Below are 19,891 nucleotides of genomic sequence, written 5' to 3' on the forward strand. Positions count from 1 at the left end.
CCGGTCAGCGTAGATGCCGAAAAGGCTGTGTCAGAAGGTATAGCGCCATATCCAGTCGCCAGCGTAGCTGCATCATGAGCGAGGCCGTTGAGTGCATGGTCGCTTGACTGGCGTTACCTCCATGTCGTCGATACAGCGAAAGAGTCTCGTCGAGAAAATGTACTGCTCCCACGCGTTCAGCAACTAAGCCAATCCACCAATCGTGCATAGCGATATGTGCCGGAAAGGGCAACGCAGCATCTAGCACAGAACGACGCATTGCCATGCAGCAGCCCAGATAGCTATTTTTCCAAAGATTGCGCAGCAACCCTGGGCCAGAACGCCGTAGACTAAAAAAAGAAGGTGCTATTGTCGTCAACTCACTGTTCACAACAGCACAATCGGTGACGACTAGGACACACTCGGACAGCACTGCCAAGCAACGGTTAACTTTGTGAGGTAGCCACACGTCATCTTGATCACAGAGAAAGATCGTATCGCCACGCGCTGCCCGCAATACGCGTTCAAAATTGGGGATCACTCCGGTTTGACCGCTGTTTGTGAGTAGCCGCAACCGAGGATCGTTGAGCCTTGCGATTTCTGCAAGTGTGTTGTCGGTCGAACCATCGTCGGATACAACCACTTCGTCATCCGGCCCCAATTGCATCAATACTGAGTGCAGTTGCTCCCCTACATAACGGCCGCCGTTGTAGGTGGCAAGACAAACCGAGATCACGTGTCAAGTCTCCTGTCAGCGCTGCCCGAGCACATTGCACTTTACAAAACGGTACAGCGGGTGCAGCAACAAAATGGCTGCAACGGCAATGCGACTGCGGCGACCAAACAATAACTCAACAGCCATGCGTTGGTGAAAGTGGTTCGGTTGACCCGAAGCACCGGCTCTGTCGCAAATGGAAATCGGGTGCGCACAATAGACCCATTGTTTCCCAGCGATCGACAGAAAAAAGATGAAATCAGAAATCGTCACCCCCCTGCCGACCAGATACAGCCCATACACCTCGTGTAGCGACTTGCGGTACAGCACCGACTGATGGCGGACGTTCATCCGCGCAAGATCGGCTTTCGCCAGCTTGCGATCCTCTCGGTAAATCCAGTCTGAATAAACCACATCTACTTCCAACGCAGTTGCCGCAACCGCAGCTGACAGGGCTCCAACATCTGCAAATTCGTCTCCAGCATTCATGAACAGCAGCCACTCGCCATCTGCCATTGCTACGCCTTTGTTCATGGCGTGATAAATGCCAATATCCGTCTCACTGAGCCATAGGCTGATCCTTGACACGTTCTGGCGAAGCAATTCAAGTGTATTGTCGGTCGAAGCACCATCAATCACGATCAACTGGAAATTGCAGTAGTCCTGGGTCGCCACGCTGGCCATCGTACGCACAAACCCTATCGGGTCGTTTCTCACAACCATGATGACTGACACGCGGGGCGAATTTGACTGATTCATCTTTCAATAAAGATTATCAAAACAGGAGACAAAATGGCCAAATCCCACCCACAAGTCAACCAACGAGTTGTTCAAATATTTTGAGTATTGAGATCGGTTCGACAGCAACGATTGCCAGACCGTCGCTCGGTCAGGCACCAAGCTTACCAGCCAAATCAGCAGGGCTTACAGCCTCAGGAGGTCGCGGTCTGTTTTGATGTCGCCAAAACGTGGTGAACACGACGACGCCATTTCTCCCAACTCCGCATGACCAAGCTCATTGAGAACGGCGAGTTTTGACCCGCGCAACATCTTCGATCGCCAACTGGTACTGCTGGACATATTCGGGAACTACTACACGTGCATGCCAAAGACGGACTGCTCGGTCTCGCGCTGATCTACGCAACGACGAAAGTTGGCAAGAATTGTCGGTGACCCAGCGAATTCCCTGATAGAGATCACGTGCATCATAGGGATCGGCAAGGTATCCGGTTATCCTGTCGTCAACGACTTCCTTCAGGCCGGAAACGCGGAATGCCACAACAGGGCACCCACAAGCTTGGGCTTCAGTCGCAGTTTGTGGCAAATTTTCGATTCGGGACGGAACTACCATCACATCCGCCGCACTGTATATTCTTGCCAGAGTGGCCTCATGGTCGATATGTCCAAGCCAATGCGTCCTCACAGGCAATGATCGGTCAATTGTTGGTTCTTTTTGACCAAACACGACACACTCCACGTTAAAAGACTCCGCAAAAGTCTTGCAATGACCAAGCGCCTCCTTCAGCAAGTCGTAACCTTTATTGGGATCGGAACTACCTTGAATGGCTCCGAACAAAACGAGCACTTTGTCCTGTGGCAACCCTAGCTCAGATCGGCATTTGACACGATCAAGCGGGCAATAGCACTCTGTATCCAAAACATTTGGGATGACTGACACAGGTGACTCTGACATCAATGCACTGCGATTGACGCAATCGGCCATCCATTTGCTCGGTGCGATGATACGCATCGGCAATCTCCAAGCCTTTTTTTTGCGAAGCCAAACCCCCCGATCCAGATCCAGCCCCATGTCTTCGATTCGGCGATTATTGCGCGTATACCCTTGTGCCCAGCGCGTCTCATCCGGCTCCACATGCTCAGAACCACAAAATGCCCACATGTCATGTAGTGTCCAAACTATCGGTCGCTTAATTCTGGCAACGTCTTCAATCGACATGGTTTCGGCTCCTATCCAGTGAAGGTTCACCACATCCGGGGCAATGGATTCAATTCGACTCGCCCAGTCGGAAGGCAAAAAATTTCCCGATCTGGGTGCCCTGCGACTCGAACCTTGCAGTCGCATAACTGCCCGCCCAACGGGACTCCGAAGTTGACTGAGAGCCGCTCCGATTGGCGAGCGTGGACCAAATAGATATGGGGCTTTCGTTCTCACCTGCCTCAGCAGCATGGATGAATCAAACCCAGCGGCATCAAGGGCAAGGTGTAGTCGCAACGCGGCACGTGCGGCACCACCACCACTGTCAGAGTGGTTGATATGCAATATGCTTGGATCTGATGCCACAGACAGGCAGCCTGAACTAAAGGCCTGCGAAACGCCTGAGGCGTGACATTAGCTCGTCTGCCGACCAGTCCCGAACCAAAAAACGAGGGACTCGATAGGGATCGGTCCAGCTTCTGACGACTGCTGAGTGGTTGGCGGCAACCCGATCAAATCCAGCCCGCCGGCAAATGGCAACCGTCTCAGGTGTGTAGTCAGATTTAGCACCAAAAGGATAGGAGAACACTTGCACCGGTCTACCTGTCCACTCCTGCAATTGCGCACGGGAACACTCAATTTCCTCACGTTGATCCTCAATGCTCAAACTCGAGAGTGGTTGATGACATACTGTGTGAGCACCAACCGTTGCCATTGGACTCGCTGCGAGTTGAACAAGTTCCTGAGTGGCTAGCACCCGATGTGACGAACGTGGCTCAGGAATACCAATCACCAATCTCGCCAATTCGGCCATTGCGCCCTCCCGCTCCTTGACACTAAGCGTTTTCAACTGCGGATGTAGAAATTGGTATAAGGCTTCACGCTCTCGCACCTGACCACAGTCATATGTTCGATCCAAGTCGACCGCACCAACCCGGTTTAACGCTTGCCCACCAGAACTGCACAGCAGTATTCGCTCCAACTCATCCCACCAGAATTCGCGTTCGCCCCCAATGTAGCCAGTTGCGATGAAGAAAGTAGCCGGGATATCCAACTCCTCAAGTATTGGAAGGGCGAATTGAAAATTGTCGGCGTAGCCGTCGTCGAAGGTGATGACGACGGTCGGTCGCTGAACATCAGCCCAACATTGTTCAAATCGCAATATGTCAAAAGCTGCTTGCAACGCCTGCAATTGCTCCCGAAAACGGGTCGGGGGGACCGCCAACATTTGTGGATCTGAAGGCAACTCAATCACTCGGTGATAGATAAGCACCACCAAAGGCACAGAACCCAGATTGAGTAACATCTCGCGTCTTGAATAAGTCAACTCACGTAGCAATTTGATTTTTTGACGAAGCATCAAGCTTTCCTCGCCACGATACCTATGATGACCTGATAGTTTGGATCATGCTCGTCGAGTACAGAACGCGATGGCAGATCTTCGACCGAAAACCCGCGCAACAGCGCCACCGCAGCTGACAAATTGCCATAGGAGATAACAGTTACTTCGGAGAAATTGTCCGAAAACAGGCGCTCACATGCGGCCGAGCTCAAGCGCCAAAAATCCCCCCAGCGATCCATGTCAAAACGACTGATTTGCGAAACACCACCCACTGTCGCCAGCAGATAGCCGCCTTCATTAAGAAGATGACATGCACCCTTTACGGCTGCATCGAGCTCATAAATGAAGTTGAAGGTCTGCGTACAGATAAAGCAGTTAAAACGACCATTCGGCAGAGTTTCAGGGCGGGTCAAATCTCCAACCACGGCCGTTGCCAGCGCCGTAGGAGTTGTGTAAAGCTCGAAAGAGCGAGCTGCAGAATCGCCAAACTTGCGGGTGTATTCATTGGCAGCAACTTCAAGCACATCCCCGGTAATCAAATGCCGATGCTGCGCAATAAAGGCCTCGATGTAATAACGATCAATTGGCTGCCCGCGGTCGATACCAAAGATCTCCGAGGTCGGGCGCATTGCTCTTTGGTCAAACAACGAGCCCGCAGGTCGCAGTTTGCGCTCTATCCAGCGTCTTAGTCTCATGTGGGCTGTCTGTAGGCAAATATATTCACTTGGTTGTCAAAACGTCCGGGCTTGACAGGAGCAAAAGGACTGCGTACAAAATCAGCTGACTGCAAATGCAGACGAAAACCTGACGCCTGTAAAACCGAGAGAATACGAACAATCGACTGCGCCTGGTCCGGGGAAGAGTGATATTCAATGAAAATGCGCTCAATCCGATCAAAAGCAGGGACGCAGTGGGGCACAACCAACGCCTCAGCTCCCTCAATATCAATTTTCAGCAGCGCGATTTTCTCAAAACCCAGCAAGAAGTCGAGCAAGTCAATACTCGGAACGTTATACGAACTTTGCTCATTTGTCAGATGGCTAATCTGCCCCCCATCAGCCCCGTCGCAAGCAAAACCGATTGTCCCGTTTGCAATGTATGCGGCAGCGTTGACCAGATGAACATTGGCTCGTGGTGCGTAGCACTCAACGTTACGCTTGAGCTTTTTAAAAACTGTCGGATCGGCCTCAAAAGCATGGATTTCCGGCTCATCCAACGTGTCACAGAAATAAAGTACTGATACGCCAACGTTCGCCCCAACGTCAACTATCACCGGCTTGTGGCCAGAATTGGCAAGTTTGTATTCCTGCTCAACAAAAATGTCCCGGAACTGATATGCCACAGAAAGGGGGTCCGTCACCTCCAACTCGTATCGGAATGCCTTCAGCCTTCCTGCCTTGTAACGAGTTCTAAAACGATTTTTCAGCCAAACCATCAGCCAATGCCGATATGCCCTATCTTTGATGATACGTGCTGGGTTCATTCACACATCCTAGCTCGACTGCGATGCGGAAAACTGCCAAGTATTGTTTCGCACAACATCCGCGCCTTAACCCGAAATGATGTAACGCTGCGGAAATACGTCTTCAATCGCGTCAAGGCAAGATCGTTGCAGGAATACGTCTCACACCAATTTTCGACCCGACAGGAATTCAACACTACATCGAACACGCTCGACTGAGGCGTGTGTGTGCCGGAGTCATCATGACCAATGTTCTGAACGTAGGACTGACGCGGATGCAGACAAAGCCCTTTGCGCCGAAAAATGGAGGCGTACCAAAAAACTGCCCAGGTATTCATGCGCCCCTGTGCGTTCAGCATAACTTGGGTCCAAAACGGAAACGCTCCATCGAGATTGAATACCCGGCGCTGTCTAGCAGAGAAGACTCGCGCCAGTTCGCTTGGGTCTTTGCTGAAATGCTGCCATGCGCGCGCCCACGTCGCCCACCCCCAACATGAGGCAGGGGGCAAAAAAAACGTCTCGGGCAATCCATCCGTCCTCATCGGATAGTTATAGCCAGAGATATGCATGACATCATCGTTGTCACAATAGCGATCAAGTGCCTCATTCATAAAGGTCAGAAAAAGTGGTGATGTCACCATGTCGTCTTCAAGCACGATGACACGTTCGCTCTGGCGCAAAACCTCGCTGACACCCTCAATGATGTTGCGTGCCAACCCATAGTTTGTTGCTCTTTCGATCAGTAACACGCTACGAAACCCGGAAACGCCTCGAATCAGTTCACGCACTGCGTGCACGGCCTCTGAATCATGTTCACTGCGCGCAGCGTCAGCGTAGACGACCAGATCACTCTGGTCAGCAAGCGTATTAACACTGAGAGCGTTGAGCGTTTGCCGCACATGCTCGGGGCGAGAATAGGCAAATAGAACAATAGGTGCGAGAGATGGCATGGTGACTTGACTCAGCTTCGCTTTAGCAGGGCAACAACATTTTGGTAAGCGAAGATCTCACAAAAAACCGGGCTGTACTGGTCAAGTTTGACCATACCGTCCGGTAGCAATCGGTAGAAATCGTAATTTGGCAGTATGTCCCAAAAGTCCCGAAAAAAAACTCGACTCGCGACATTCATCTCATTGAACTCAAAATGGATGGCATCAATCGTTCCTTCGCAGAGATAGTCCCCCAAGCCTTTTAGAACATTCAGTTCGTTGCCTTCCGTATCGATTTTGAGCAGGTTTATGCGGGTGACATGGTTTTCATGCGCAAACTCTCCCAAAGTAACAACTTTGACCTTGTGATGCGTCGACGGAGCATGATGGATGCTTTCAATCACATCCTGATAAAGCGATGCATGGGACGAGCCATCATTGGCTGCATAGTCAAACAGATCGGCAATTCCGGCGCTTGCCCCCACGGCTGCATTGATGGCGGTGAAATTTAAATGCCGCACGCTCTTTTCGAGTGCCGAAAAGGTGTGTGGATGAGGCTCAAATGCGTAGACCGTCAACAATGGGTTGATCTGCAACACCCTGCTTGAGTACTTGCCCACGTTTGCGCCAACGTCAATAACAACACCACCTGTCCGGCCGGCAAGTATCTGCTTGAGAAAACGATGCTCGCCACTAACCTGATCATTTTCGAAATTCAGAACACCCATACCGCTCAAGCTACAGTGATACAGGAGCCTATTGAACCGATGAAAAATCCGCCTGGCGAAGATCAGACGATATATCTTGACTATCAGAATAGAAAACGGGGCCGTCATTTAAAGCTAACTCTATAAAAAGACACGAAGGATTTTGTTTTCATCCAAAAATGTTTTCGAGTCTTGGGATGGAACAAGTCAAATAGGTAGGCGGCTGACATTTGAGCAACAAGCGTTCCCATTGCGGCACCCAGAATGCCGAACGACGGGATCAGAATATAGTTGGCAAGCAGGTTCACAAAGGCACCCAGCAACGTCCGCCCCAAAGCCAGCATTTGCAGATGCTCGGTCAGATAACCACTGCCGCTTGCGACACCGAGAAACACAAACAAGGCGCTCCAGACATGAAGTGCCAACACCGGACCCGCTTCCGCGTAGGCACTGCCAAACAGCAAATTGACTACCCAGCCAGAAAAAAAAGTCATCGGCAGTGCAACACCCAGTGCCAATGTAACCATGGTGTTGTAGAGATTCTGCAAACGTTGGTGGTACAGCTGCTCGCTGAGCTTCCTGGTTGTCACGATCGACGGAAATACGGAGGCGACAATGGTCATCGGAATAAAGTACCAGACTTCGCTGATACGGACGGCTGCGGAGTAGATGCCCACTGACTCATCACCCAACATCTGCCCGAGCATGATCTGGTCAATGCGCATGTACACCATGATCGCCAAGCCCGAAAGAATCAATGGCCAACTGTCATTGAGCAGTTCCTTGGCGCGACCAAACCGAATCCGCCACGCGCCAAGCCCGCCCGCGCGCCAGACATAGACAACAAGCAACCCGACGGCAACCAGCGCGCTCTCGACAAAGGCTGCCCAGACAAATGCCATCAGTGGTGCCCCCATGAGGATGAGTGCGCCCTTGACAATTGCCAACACCAAAAATATGCCGTTCTCCATCCAAACAACATATTTGGATTGAACCTTGAATTCAAACCAGTACCTGACGACATCGGTGCACTTGAGCACTATGGCAAATCCAAGTACCGCAACCAGCAATTTAGTCATGCTGTCGTCGGGTCTTGCAAAATTGATGGCAAAGACAACCAGTCCGAATGACAGCCATCCGCCTAAAAACTGAAGCAGGAAGGTGGTTCCCAGTGTCTCGTTGGCACTTCCTGGGTTCGTGACCAGATCCCGGACCACAACTCCATTCAGCCCCAAACCTGCAAACACACCGAACAAGGCAACAAAAGCCATCGCGTAGTTCAGGATACCGAATTGCTCTGGTCCAAGGTATCGCGCCACCCATACACCAACAAGCAACCCCACGCCCATGCGCAACACCTTGTCACCAATTAGCCAAAACACATTGATAAGCGCTCTACGCAGATTGGGACGATGTACTATGCCAGTCAGCAACCTGGCATGCAGCCACTTGAGCCAAACGGGATTCACTTGTTTGGCTAGATCAAAGTAGGCGTCATGTGCGCCGAGTTCGAAGCAACGCATTTGGCGACACAGACGCACATTCTTTGTTACTCCACACTCACGCTGACGTCATACCCAAACTTTTTAAGCAAAGCATGCTTTTTGGCTTCCGCCAAGTCGGAGGTGACCATTTCTTTGCACATATCTTGAGTCGAAATCTCCGGCACCCAGCCAAGCTTCTGCTTGGCCTTTGCTGGGTCACCCAACAAGGTCTCGACTTCAGTCGGGCGGAAGTAGCGTGGATCAATGCGGACCACTACTGTCTCTTGGGCGCTGCCAGGTACGACGGCGTAGCCCACTTCATCAACACCAGTGCCTTCCCAACGAATCGGCATGCCCAATTCGTTGGCAGTCCACTCGATGAACTGCCGCACACTGTATTGCACCCCGGTGGCAATCACAAAGTCCTCGGGCTGGTCTTGCTGCAGCATCATCCACTGCATGCGCACATAGTCCTTGGCATGGCCCCAGTCACGCAGTGCGTCAATGTTGCCCATGTACAGGCAGTCTTCCAAACCCTGGCTGATGTTGGCCAGACCGCGGGTGATCTTGCGGGTGACAAAGGTCTCACCCCGGCGCGGACTCTCGTGGTTGAACAGGATGCCGTTGCAGGCATAGATGCCATAGGCCTCACGGTAGTTCACCGTGATCCAGTAGGCATAAAGCTTGGCCACCGCATAAGGGCTGCGTGGGTAAAACGGGGTGGTTTCCTTTTGTGGGGTTTCCTGCACCAGACCATACAGCTCACTGGTGCTGGCCTGGTAAAAGCGGGTTTTCTTCTCCAGCCCCAGGATGCGGATGGCTTCCAGAATGCGCAAGGTGCCCATGCCGTCCACATCGGCGGTGTATTCAGGACTCTCAAAGCTGACCGCCACATGGCTTTGCGCGCCAAGGTTGTAGATCTCATCGGGTTGGGTTTCCTGCACGATGCGCACCAGATTGCTGGTGTCAGTCAAGTCGCCGTAGTGCAGCTTGAAGTTGGCGTTATCGATGTGCGGGTCCTGGTAGATGTGGTCAACCCGCTGGGTGTTGAAAGAACTGGCGCGGCGTTTGATGCCGTGCACGATGTAGCCTTTTTCAAGCAGGAATTCAGCCAAGTAGCTGCCGTCCTGGCCTGTGATGCCAGTGATGAGGGCGACTTTGGGCATGTTGGTTGGATGTGTTGACATTTGTTGAATAGAAATTTGATAGCTGCTTGCCCCTGGTGCAAAAGGGCTAGAGGCCTATTTGATGCTTGAAGTCCTGGTAGGCTGCGGCCAGGCCCTCGGTTAACTTCACCTTCGCCTGCCAGCCCAGCGCATTAATGCGGCTGCTCTCCATCCATTTACGTGGTGCGCCATCGGGCTGGGTCGGGTCATAGGTGATATGCCCCGCATAACCCACCACCTGGCTGATGGCTTGCGCTACCTCGGCAATGGTCACATCGCTGCCGTAACCCACATTGATATGGCTTTGCATGGGGCTGGTTTGCTGGTCGTAAGTCGTTTTGTCCAGATTCATGACAAACACACTGGCCGCCGCCATGTCATCCACATAAAGGAACTCGCGTTTGGGGGTTCCGCTGCCCCAGATCGCGACCGAAGGTGCACCAGATACCTTGGCCTCATGAAAGCGGCGGATCAGTGCCGGAATGACATGGCTGTTGGTGGGGTGATAGTTGTCGCCCGGGCCATACAGGTTGGTGGGCATGACGCTGCGGTAGTCCACGCCGTGGCTGGCACCATACTGGCGGTTGTAACTCTCGCAGAGTTTGATGCCGGCAATTTTGGCAATGGCATAGGGTTCGTTGGTGGGCTCCAGCAGACCGGTGAGTAGGGCGTCTTCACGCATGGGCTGAGGAGCGTTGCGTGGGTAAATGCAGCTGCTGCCCAAAAACAGCAGTTTCTTGACGCCGTTCTTGAAGGCGGCATCGATCACGTTAGCCTGCATCATCAGGTTCTGGTAGATGAAGTCGGCCGGGTAAGTGTTGTTGGCGTGAATGCCGCCTACTTTGGCCGCCGCCAGATAAACCTGAGAGGGTTGCTCCGACGCGAGGAACGCCTGGACCGCCGCCTGGTTGGTCAAATCCAGCTCGGCATGGGTGCGGGTGATGATGTTTTCTGGCGCACAGCCGCCTGCCAGCAACTGGCGCACGATGGCAGAACCCACCATGCCACGGTGGCCTGCTACATAAATCTTTTGATGCATAAATCCTCGATATCAGACCGACAGGCGCCACAACAAACCGGAAATACGGGGACTCTCACCTTCAGCCTGTTTACCCGTTGATTATCCGGCAGTCTGCTCCACCCTGACATCCCTTGCCCGCAGTGCACGGGCGCCCTCGGGGCAAGTCAAAAATGGATTCCCTGCATCATCTGCTGCAGGGCAACTGCCTCGGCAGACAACTTGGGCTTGGCGGCCTTGTCACCCTTGGCCGCAGATGAATCGGGAAACATCCTGAACGTGGTGTTCATCACAATTTGCGCCACACGCGGCACCAAGGCGTGTAACACCTGGCCAAAGATGCCCAGTCGGGTCGCCACCCGCACCGGCTTGAAGATACAGGCCTGAGCGATCATGTCGGCGGCCTCTTCGGGGGCCAGCGTCGGCACATTGTTGTAGATGCCGGTGGGCGCGATCATCGGTGTGCGCACCAGCGGCATGTTGATGGTGGTGAAGGTCACCCCCTGGTCGGCAAACTCGCTGCTGGCACAACGTGTCCAGGCGTCCAGCGCGGCCTTGCTGGCCACATAAGCAGAAAAACGCGGGGCATTGGTCAACACACCGATGCTGCTGATGTTGACCACATGGCCCTTGTGCTTGGCCACCATGCCGGGCAAAAACCCGGTGGTGACGCGCAGGCTGCCGAAGTAGTTGAGCTGCATGGTGCGCTCGTAGTCGTGAAAACGGTCATAGCTGGACTCGATGGCCCGGCGGATGGAGCGCCCGGCGTTGTTGATCAGGAAATCGACACCGCCGTGGTCACGCGTGACTTGCTGGACAAAGGCCTCGCAGCCCGGCTGGTCGGCAATGTCCACCGCGTAGGCAACAAAGGTGTAACCCCTGCCACGGGCCTCGGCACACGCCGCGTCGAGTTTGTCCTGGTCCCGACCACATATCAAAGTAATAGCACCTGCCTCAGCAAACTTGTGGGCTGCAGCCAATCCAATGCCTGAAGACCCACCAGTCACCAACACCACCTTGCCAGCCACGGTGCCGCGCAAGCTGTGGTCGATGTGCAGCTCCGGATCCAGGTGCCGCTCCCAGTAGTCCCAAAGGCGCCAGGCGTAGTCTTTGAGGTTGGGGCACACCACCCCGGTGCCTTTGAGCGCGGCCAGTGTCTCGCGGCAGTCAAACCGAGTGGGGTAGTTGACAAAGCTCAGCATGTCCTCGGGCAGGCCCAGGTCGCTCATGATGGCGTTGCGCACCCTGCGCACCGGGGCCAACGCCATCAGGCCCTTGGTCACGCTGCGGGGAATGAACCCCAGCAGCGCGGCGTTGACAAATAGGCTCATCTTGGGCGCGTGTGCCGCGCGGCTGAAGATGTCCAGCACATCCCCCACGCGGTACCCCACCGGGTCGACCAGGTGGTAACACTTGTGGGTGATCTCTTTCTGGTGGCTGATGGTTGCCAGTGCATCCACCACAAAATCCACCGGCACGATGTTGATGCGTCCGCCCTCCAGGCCGATGGTTGGCATCCAGGGTGGCAACAACTGGCGCATGCGCTGGATCAGCTTGAAGAAGTAGTACGGCCCGTCAATCTTGTCCATTTCACCGGTGCTGCTGTCACCCACCACCATCGCAGGGCGGTACACCGACCAGGGCAGCTTGCATTCCTGGCGCACGATCTTTTCACTCTCGTGTTTGCTCATGAAATACGGGTGCTCGTAGTTCTCGGCCTCGGCAAACATGTCTTCGCGGAACATGCCCTCATAGAGCCCGGCTGCGGCAATCGACGACACATGGTGGAAGTGCCCGGCGTCGATGGCCTTGGCCAGCGCCACCACGTTGCGTGTGCCGTCAATGTTCACTGCCACCTGGCTGTCGGCATCGGCCTCCAGGTCATACACAGCGGCCAGGTGAAACACATGATCGATCTGACCTTTGAGTTGCTGGATGTCTGCACCAGACAGCCCCAGTTTTTTGGCAGTCAGGTCGCCCCACATCGGCACCAACCGCGCCGCGCTGACACCACAAAATTCACGCAAGGCAACCACCTTGTCTGCACTGGCCTGACGGATCAGAAAGTACACCACCGAACCCTTGCGCTGCAGCAGTTTTTTCACCAGCCGCTTGCCAATCAACCCCGTTGCTCCGGTCACAAAATACCGCATACACGTCTCCAGAATGAGCTTGTCATTCTGGTCTGAAAACGCGGCATCTGGCTTTCACGTAAACCCGAGCTCGGGTGGTTTAGGCCAGCTCAAATTAGGAAGTGTCACCTACACCTTGGCGTCATAGCGGCCTACAGTGGCGCCCATGCAAGCTGGACACAGCCAAGCACCCTCTTTACCCTTTTCTTTGTTTTAACTGGAGAACATCATGGTCACCAAACTCAGCAAAACCACCCCCGTCAAAAAAACCGCTGCACCCAAAAAGGCAGCTGCTGGCAAGAAAGCCACAGCCAAAAAGTCCGGCAAGCTGTTGAGCAACTCGGTCAAGGACTCGGCACAACAAATCTGGCAAGCCGGCCTGGGCGCGTTCACCAAAGCCCAGACCGAAGGCACCAAGGCTTTTGAAGCCCTGGTGAAAGAAGGTGTGAACTTCCAGCGCAAGACCCAGTCCGCTGCCGAGGACAAGATCAACGAAGCCACCCAGAAGATGACCAGCATGGCCACCGACATCTCGAGCAAAGCCTCGGGCCAGTGGGACAAGCTGGAAAGCATTTTTGAAGACCGCGTGGCCAAGGTGCTCAACAAGATGGGTGTGCCCTCCGCCAAAGACATCAATGCATTGATCGCCCGCATCGACGCGCTCAACGCCAGCGTGCAAAAACTCACCCCCAAGGCCCCCGCCAAAGCTGCGGCCAAACCCGCCGCCAAAGCACCCGCCGCACCGGCCGTTAAAGCGGAGGTAAAACCGGCTGCCAAAAAAGCCGCGCCACGCAAAGCGACCGCCCCCGTGGTCCAAGAGGCCCCTGCTGCTCAGGTAAACCCTGACTCAAAATAGCACGACCGGTCGTAAACTGACGACCCATGAAGAAGCCCACTCCGCCCTCGCCCAGGATAGCTTTGGCGTTGGCGGGTGGCGGGCCATTGGGGGCCATTTATGAAATTGGTGCCCTGTGCGCCTTGCAGGAGTCGCTCAGGGGCATCCACTTCAACCGCCTGCAGCACTATGTGGGGGTGTCCGCCGGTGGTTTCATTGCTGCCGGGCTGGCCAATGGCATCACACCGATGCAGTTGTTTGGCCTCTTCATCGAAGACCGGAAGCACCAGACCGAGGCGTTCGATCCGGCGTGGCTGCTCAAACCCGCCTTCTCCGAATTTTTCTCGCGCTCGCTGTTGCTGCCGGAGCTGATGCTCCAAGGTATTTGGCACGGCACGCTGGGGCGCAAATCCCTCATGCGTGCACTGGAGCGCCTGAGCCCGGGCCTGCCCACCGGTATCTTTTCCAACGCGCAGATTGATGTGGAGCTGACCAAGCTGTTCTCGCGCCCCGGGCGCAGCAACGACTTTCGCCAGCTCAAAAACCGCCTGACGCTGGTGGCCACCCACCTCGACAGCACCAGCGCCATCGCGTTTGGCCGCACGGGCTGGGACCATATTCCGATCTCCAAGGCGGTGCAGGCCAGCGCGGCCTTGCCTGGGCTGTTTCCGCCGGTGGAAATCGAGGGCCAGCATTTTGTGGATGGTGCACTGACCAAGACCATGCACGCCTCCATCGCGCTGGACGAAGGTGTGGACCTGATGTTGTGCCTGAACCCGCTGGTGCCGTTTGATGCCTCGGACCCCTTGCGCAGCAACGAGTCGGCCACCCCCTGGGCGGCGCCTGAGCCGATTCCCCACATTGCCGATGGTGGCCTGCCCGCGGTGTTGAGCCAGACCTTTCGCTCACTCATCCACTCGCGCCTGCTGCTGGGCTTGAAGAGTTATGAACAGGCTTACCCCAACACCGACATCGTGCTGATCGAGCCCAACCACCGCGACCCCGAGCTGTACCTGGCTAACACCTTCAGCTACAGCCAGCGCCGCCACCTGGCCGAACACGCCTACCAGCAAACGCGGCAGTTGCTGCGCTCGCGCCAGACCAAACTGGCGGCCAAGCTGGCCTACCACGGCATCAGCCTGAACCATGCCGCGCTGGATGACGAACACCGCCACCTGGCCTACCCGGCACGCCCGGCTGCCCGCGTGGGCCAAGCGCTGACCAAGCTGCACTACCTGATGGACAACCTGAGCCAGGTGGTACAGAGCGCCGAATTGCAGGCCAAAACCACATGCTGAAAAAGGCACCCCGGCGCACCGCAGAGCGCATCCTGGAGGTCACGCTCGCACTGTTCAACCGCTTTGGTGAGCCCAATGTATCGACCACGCTGATCTCCAACGAGCTCAACATCAGCCCCGGCAACCTGTACTACCACTACCCGGCCAAAGACGAACTCATCAACGCCTTATTTGACCGTTTTGAGCACAGCCACAACGAGCTGCTGGGCGCCGGTGACGAGGTGCGCAACATCGAAGACGCCTGGTTTTTTTTGCACACCCTGTTTGAACTGATCTGGCAATACCGGTTTTTATACCGCGACCTCAACGACCTGCTCAGCAAAAACCGCCGCCTGGAGACCCATTTTCAGACCATCCTGAAAAACAAGACACGAGCACTCAAGGCCTTGCTCGACGGCATGCGCCGCAACGGTGCCTTGCAGATCGACTCACGCGAGATGGAAGTCACCGCCACCAGCATGGTGGTGATGCTGACCTACTGGCTGAGTTTTGAGTATGTGCGCGACCCACGCCATGCGTTGGAGCCCAGCAATGCCCAGACGGCCTTGTTGCGGGGTGCCCAGCATGTGTTGAACCTGATGAGTCCTTACCTGGAGACTGGCCAAAGAGCACATCTGCTGAAATTGTCGGATGCCTACAATAAGGAATAGAAACAAAAAAACAGGTTAGAGGAGACAGACATGGCCAAATGGACCGCTTTCCCTTACGCTGGCGACTACCACTTTGACGCCGCCAGCGTCAAAGAGAATTGGGCCAGACTACACGCCGGTGACCTGGAACCCCTGCCGCAAGACCCCTCGGTGTTGCAAGCCTGGGCCCATTTTCACAACGGTGAGTTTCAGCAGGCCGCCATCATGGGCTTGGGTTTGGGCGCGCCTGGCCTGAGCGTGGCCAGCAAAGCCACCTGCGTCTATGCCACCTACCTTGAAAAACACGAGGTGCGCCGTCTGGACCTGTTCCTGGAGGTGGCTGGCCAAGCCGGTGAACTGGCCGAGGACCACCCGGACACACTCAACGCCCGCTACTGGCGCGCCTACGCCTTGAGCCGCTACAGCCAGGGCATCAGCGTGGCCAAGGCCCTGGCCCAGGGGCTGGGCACCAAGGTCAAGACCGATCTGGAATACGTGATCCGCCATGCACCACAGCACGCCGATGCGCATGTGGCGCTGGGCAGTTTCCACGCCGAGGTGATCGACAAGGTCGGCTCGCTGATTGGTGCCATGGCCTACGGCGCCAACAAGGACATCGGCCTGCACCTGTTTGACCAAGCCATCAAGCTCCATGCCGAGTCGGCCTACGGCCTGCTCGAATACGCCCACGCTTTGCTGATGCTCGAAGGTGAAGACAAGATGGACGAGGCCAACCGCCTGTACCAACAAGCCGCCCAGCTGCAGCCCCTGGACGCCACCGAACGCCTGGATGTGGAAATGGCCCGCTCACAGCTAGCGGACTGATCACGCCCACAAGTTAAAGGCACTTTATGCCTCTAGCCCTTATTCAACAAGGGCTGATAGCTATTGATTAGATAGCTATTCCTCACCCCAGGGCAGCATCAATGTGAGCCATTTGAGCTTGTCAAACTCCGGCGCAAACTGGTCGATGATGGCCTGCGGATCAGGGCACAAGCTGCTGTCGGTGATCACACCAAACTGCACACCCCCGCCATAACTCAGGATCGACACACCCAGCCCCACCGTGCCCGACTGCGGCACCCAGAACAGCGCCTGCTCCAGCGTGGCACCGCAAAAGCTCAGTTTCTCGCGCGGCCCTGGCACATTGGTCATGACCGCGGTGGTTTTTCTGGAAAACAGGCTCAGCATCGCGTCCTGCACCGGTTTCACCAGAATACCCGCCACCGCCAGCAGCGCAAAGGCCAGCAACGGCTGCAAACTGCCTTTGAGTTCACCCATACGGCGGCGCACCTCCAACACCCGCTCAATGGGGTTGTCCATACCAATCGGCAACACCACCGGCGCCAGGCCAAACTTGTTGCCCAGCTTGTAGGCCTGGGTCATCGGGCGCAGGTTGACCGGCACCATGGCGCGGATCTCCTGGCCGTCCACCGCGTCGCCGTGGCCCTTGAGGTACTGGCCGATGGCACCCGCCACGCAGGACAGCAGCACATCGTTGATCGAGCAGTGCAGCGCCTTGCCCACCGCACGCACCTCATCAAGCGGGATCGGCTGGCACCAGGCCACCCGTTTGGACTGGCCAGGCATGCCTTTGAGGCGGGTTGGGGAATCGTCGGCCATCAGGGCCAGCGCGGCACCGTCGCGCAACACCTGGTAGGCCAGGCGTGCGGCCTCGGACGAGCCTTCCCGGCTTTTGTGCAGCCCCAGAGCCAGCCATTTCTCCAGCACATGGCGCGGGTCACCCACCGCCTCAAAAGCCTGTACCGCACTCTCACCCGCCACCTCCAGCGCCTTGACAGCGGCCACCGTCAGCGGCTCGATCAGGGCATGGCTCATCCATTCCTCGGCCGCATCCAGACCCGAGAGCGGCGCCGGTTTGGACGACCGTGTGGGTGGCTCCAGGCCACCGTCCACCATCGACTGGATCACCGAGATCAGCGCCAGCCCGTCGGCAATGCAGTGGTGGATGCGCACGATCAGCGCCGAGCCACCGTCAAAGTGCTCAATCAGCCGGTACTCCCACAGCGGGTAACGCATGTCCAGCGGCTGCATCGCCAGCTCGGCCAGTCGGGCCTGCAAGGCCTGCTGCGGGTGTTTTCTGGCCGAGGCGGGCAGCTTCTCCAGGCGCACATGGCGGTGGATGTCAAAGCGGGTGTCGGTGACCCAGTTGGCACCGGTGGCGTCCAGTTGCACCCGTTGTGAAAAGCGCGGGTACTTCAGCAGCCGGTCAGCCAGGCGCTCACACACCTGCGGGTACTGCAAGCCAGGTTTGAGGATCCAGACCCCCATGATCATCATCAGGTTGCAAGGGCTGTCCATGCGCAGCCAGGCGGTGTCGACCTTGCTCATGCGCTCAACGCGGTAGGGAATGGAGTGAATGGTCACGGTGGCAAAGGGGTTTGGGGGGCTGTCTCTATTCTGGTAGCAAAACGCCCCGTAAGATAGTCTGGTTTCCCCCTGCTCAAGCCCTTACAACCGCCTCCCAGAGACCCACGCCATGTCTGATCTGCAAAAGAAATTTGAAGCCGCCGTTGCCAACTCCAAAAACTTGAGCGAACGCCCCGACAACATGACCCTGCTCAAGCTCTACGCCTTGTACAAGCAGGCCAGCACGGGCGACAACGCCGAAAAACGGCCTGGTTTTACCGACATGGTGGGGCGCGCCAAATGGGATGCCTGGAACCAACTCAAAGGCACCGATAGCGCGCAGGCCATGCAACAGTATGTGGACCTGATCGAGTCGCTGAGCTGACCCAGCTGACAGACATCAAACAGCACCGTGCCCCGCGTGCCTGCGGGACGCGGCTGGCCGGTTCAGACCGCCTTTTTGCTGCTGCGTTTTTTGACCGGTGCGGCCAGCAGGCTGTCGAGGTTTTTCACAATCTCGGCTTCAATCCGGTGTTTGAACGCGCCCACCAGAAACCCCAGCTGGGCACGTAACTCAAAACGGCTGGCGTCCACCTCCAGCGTGCCTTTGACGCCTGAGCGCGAGAAGCTCACCTCATCGGCCGTGTCGCCCTCGCTGTAGGCACAGGCCATGCCAAATTCGGTCTCGGCCTGCTCGGCCCATTGGAAGGCAATTTTGCGGGCTTTGGGCAAGCCCAGGGTGTGTTCGCGAACGATGTGTAGATCAGCCATGGTGTCTCAAAGTGGGTTCAATCGGGAAAGGCTTGGGCTTGGCGGGTGGCGGTCTCCAGCGCCTGCAGCTGCGCCCGGCGTTGCTCGGCTGGCAACTCGGCCAGCGCCTTGACCGCAGCAAAAAACCGGGGCCAGCTGCGCGCTTCGCGGGCAAACAGGGCCTCAAACGCAGGCACCAGCTCATCATAAGCGGCTTGTGCGCCAAAGCTGGCGTTGTTGGCCTGGGCCACCCAGCTGTCATAACCGCTGTAACCGCCCCAGCTCTGTTTGAGGGAGGCGTAGCGCGCTCTGAAGTCCTCAAATACTTCATTTTTCATAGCTATCAGCCCTTTTGCATCAATGGCCAGAGCATCATTTTTCTTGTAAATCTGGGCCAGGCGCTCGCGCGTGTGACGGGTCAACGCGCGGAACTCCTGGCGGCGCTGGTCGTACACGGCAAACGCCTGCCGTGCATGCGGGCTGGCCTGGCTGGCCAACCAGGCCTCACCCCCCAGCCGCTCCACGGCGGTGGCGAAGGATTCGTTGAAGGGGGTATCACCCGGTACATACAACACCTGATGCGCCAACTCGTGGAACATCAGGCGCGCCAGTTCACCGTCGGGCAAAGTGACGAAGGTGTTGAGCAACGGGTCCCCACCGAGCCAATTCATCCAGCCCAGGGTCGAATACGCAGGCACACCGTAGACCTGGGTCTCCAGCCCCTGGGCGCGCAGCTCAGACGCCAGCGCCTGGGCATCACCTTCGTCAAAATACCCCCGGTAGCCGACACAGCCCGCCACCGGCACACACCAGGTTTTGAGCTCCAAAGACAGCTCAGGCGCCGCCACCACATTCCACACCACATAAGGGCGCTGCAGATCAGCAAAACGCCGGTAGCTGGCGTTGTCGGGCAGGTGTAACTCACGCACCGAGAAATCACGCAATGACTGCGCCAGACGCAGGCGTTGGCGCAAAGATTCAGGGGTTTGGGTGTCCAGCAGCCAGTCGTCCAGCGGCCGGGCTGCGGTCATCAGCTTGAGATGTCCACCCACGGACTGGGCGTAATAACGGGTGTCAGCACAGCCGCTGAGCCACAGACACAGCAATACAGCACACACACTGCGCCACCAGCGGCTCAT

General features: G+C 56.3%; 20 protein-coding genes. 5 read left to right on the top strand and 15 right to left on the bottom strand.

The genetic code is table 11. From position 1 onward, the window contains the following. Positions 1 to 4: 4 nt before the first annotated feature. From RF819_RS07715 to RF819_RS07770, 12 genes are all read right to left on the bottom strand, one after another. A complete protein-coding gene (locus RF819_RS07715) occupies positions 5 to 715 on the bottom strand; it encodes a glycosyltransferase family 2 protein (RefSeq protein ID WP_078364452.1) in 711 nt (236 codons plus the stop codon). 15 nt (positions 716 to 730) lie between these two features. Further along, positions 731 to 1,453 (bottom strand): glycosyltransferase, encoded by a 723-nt coding sequence (locus RF819_RS07720; protein ID WP_078364453.1) that lies wholly within the window; start codon positions 1,451 to 1,453, stop codon positions 731 to 733. Between the two features lie 256 nt (positions 1,454 to 1,709). Continuing rightward, positions 1,710 to 2,996, bottom strand: a complete 1,287-nt coding sequence (locus RF819_RS07725) for a glycosyltransferase (protein ID WP_078364454.1) — start codon at positions 2,994 to 2,996, stop codon at positions 1,710 to 1,712. A gap of 16 nt (positions 2,997 to 3,012) precedes the next feature. Next, positions 3,013 to 3,990, bottom strand: coding sequence for a polysaccharide deacetylase family protein (locus tag RF819_RS07730; protein ID WP_078364455.1), 978 nt, complete (start codon positions 3,988 to 3,990; stop codon positions 3,013 to 3,015). Continuing rightward, complete coding sequence (locus RF819_RS07735; RefSeq protein WP_143541631.1) at positions 3,990 to 4,619, bottom strand: methyltransferase; 630 nt, start codon at positions 4,617 to 4,619, stop codon at positions 3,990 to 3,992. The genes RF819_RS07730 and RF819_RS07735 overlap by 1 nt, the downstream gene beginning before the upstream one ends. 44 nt (positions 4,620 to 4,663) lie before the next feature. Then, positions 4,664 to 5,455, bottom strand: a complete 792-nt coding sequence (locus tag RF819_RS07740; protein WP_078364457.1) for an FkbM family methyltransferase — start codon at positions 5,453 to 5,455, stop codon at positions 4,664 to 4,666. After that, positions 5,452 to 6,384 carry a glycosyltransferase family protein gene (locus RF819_RS07745; protein WP_078364458.1) on the bottom strand — a complete coding sequence of 311 codons (933 nt, stop codon included), beginning with the start codon at positions 6,382 to 6,384 and terminating at the stop codon, positions 5,452 to 5,454. The genes RF819_RS07740 and RF819_RS07745 overlap by 4 nt, the downstream gene beginning before the upstream one ends. A gap of 11 nt (positions 6,385 to 6,395) precedes the next feature. After that, positions 6,396 to 7,091 (bottom strand): FkbM family methyltransferase, encoded by a 696-nt coding sequence (locus tag RF819_RS07750; protein ID WP_078366835.1) that lies wholly within the window; start codon positions 7,089 to 7,091, stop codon positions 6,396 to 6,398. A 104-nt stretch (positions 7,092 to 7,195) separates the two neighbouring features. After that, a complete protein-coding gene (locus RF819_RS07755; protein WP_078364459.1) occupies positions 7,196 to 8,593 on the bottom strand; it encodes a flippase in 1,398 nt (465 codons plus the stop codon). A 26-nt stretch (positions 8,594 to 8,619) separates the two neighbouring features. Further along, positions 8,620 to 9,720 (bottom strand): GDP-mannose 4,6-dehydratase, encoded by a 1,101-nt coding sequence (gmd, locus tag RF819_RS07760; RefSeq protein WP_078364460.1) that lies wholly within the window; start codon positions 9,718 to 9,720, stop codon positions 8,620 to 8,622. A gap of 67 nt (positions 9,721 to 9,787) precedes the next feature. Further along, entirely contained in the window at positions 9,788 to 10,759 is a 972-nt protein-coding gene (fcl, locus tag RF819_RS07765) for a GDP-L-fucose synthase (RefSeq protein ID WP_078364461.1), read from the bottom strand. Positions 10,760 to 10,905: 146 nt separating this feature from the next. Next, positions 10,906 to 12,891, bottom strand: a complete 1,986-nt coding sequence (locus tag RF819_RS07770) for an SDR family oxidoreductase (RefSeq protein ID WP_078364462.1) — start codon at positions 12,889 to 12,891, stop codon at positions 10,906 to 10,908. Between the two features lie 208 nt (positions 12,892 to 13,099). Here RF819_RS07770 and RF819_RS07775 point away from each other — a divergent pair, with 208 nt between their 5' ends. From RF819_RS07775 to RF819_RS07790, 4 genes are read left to right on the top strand one after another with little or no spacing between them, the layout of a single operon-like run. Continuing rightward, complete coding sequence (locus RF819_RS07775; RefSeq protein ID WP_078364463.1) at positions 13,100 to 13,726, top strand: phasin family protein; 627 nt, start codon at positions 13,100 to 13,102, stop codon at positions 13,724 to 13,726. 26 nt (positions 13,727 to 13,752) lie between these two features. Continuing rightward, positions 13,753 to 15,003, top strand: coding sequence for a patatin-like phospholipase family protein (locus tag RF819_RS07780; RefSeq protein WP_078364464.1), 1,251 nt, complete (start codon positions 13,753 to 13,755; stop codon positions 15,001 to 15,003). Continuing rightward, on the top strand, positions 14,997 to 15,653 hold the full coding sequence (locus RF819_RS07785) for a TetR/AcrR family transcriptional regulator (RefSeq protein ID WP_078364465.1): 657 nt from the start codon (positions 14,997 to 14,999) through the stop codon (positions 15,651 to 15,653). Before RF819_RS07780 ends, RF819_RS07785 begins: the two co-directional genes overlap by 7 nt. A 30-nt stretch (positions 15,654 to 15,683) precedes the next feature. After that, entirely contained in the window at positions 15,684 to 16,457 is a 774-nt protein-coding gene (locus tag RF819_RS07790; RefSeq protein WP_078364466.1) for a tetratricopeptide repeat protein, read from the top strand. A 75-nt stretch (positions 16,458 to 16,532) separates the two neighbouring features. Here the strand turns inward: RF819_RS07790 and RF819_RS07795 are convergent, their stop codons facing one another. Continuing rightward, positions 16,533 to 17,984: a wax ester/triacylglycerol synthase family O-acyltransferase gene (locus tag RF819_RS07795; RefSeq protein ID WP_078366836.1), complete on the bottom strand. Its 1,452-nt coding sequence runs from the start codon at positions 17,982 to 17,984 to the stop codon at positions 16,533 to 16,535. A 148-nt stretch (positions 17,985 to 18,132) separates the two neighbouring features. On the opposite strand from RF819_RS07795, the gene RF819_RS07800 reads away from it, so the two are divergent. Beyond that, the gene (locus RF819_RS07800) at positions 18,133 to 18,387 is read left to right on the top strand and encodes an acyl-CoA-binding protein (protein WP_078364467.1); all 255 of its coding nucleotides are present in this window, start codon (positions 18,133 to 18,135) and stop codon (positions 18,385 to 18,387) included. A 62-nt stretch (positions 18,388 to 18,449) separates the two neighbouring features. On the opposite strand, the gene RF819_RS07805 is transcribed toward RF819_RS07800, so the two are convergent. Beyond that, positions 18,450 to 18,773 (bottom strand): polyhydroxyalkanoic acid system family protein, encoded by a 324-nt coding sequence (locus RF819_RS07805; RefSeq protein ID WP_078364468.1) that lies wholly within the window; start codon positions 18,771 to 18,773, stop codon positions 18,450 to 18,452. A gap of 17 nt (positions 18,774 to 18,790) precedes the next feature. Continuing rightward, positions 18,791 to 19,891, bottom strand: a complete 1,101-nt coding sequence (locus RF819_RS07810; RefSeq protein ID WP_078364469.1) for an aminopeptidase — start codon at positions 19,889 to 19,891, stop codon at positions 18,791 to 18,793.

The organism is Rhodoferax fermentans, from assembly GCF_002017865.1.
Lineage (GTDB): Bacteria > Pseudomonadota > Gammaproteobacteria > Burkholderiales > Burkholderiaceae_C > Rhodoferax > Rhodoferax fermentans.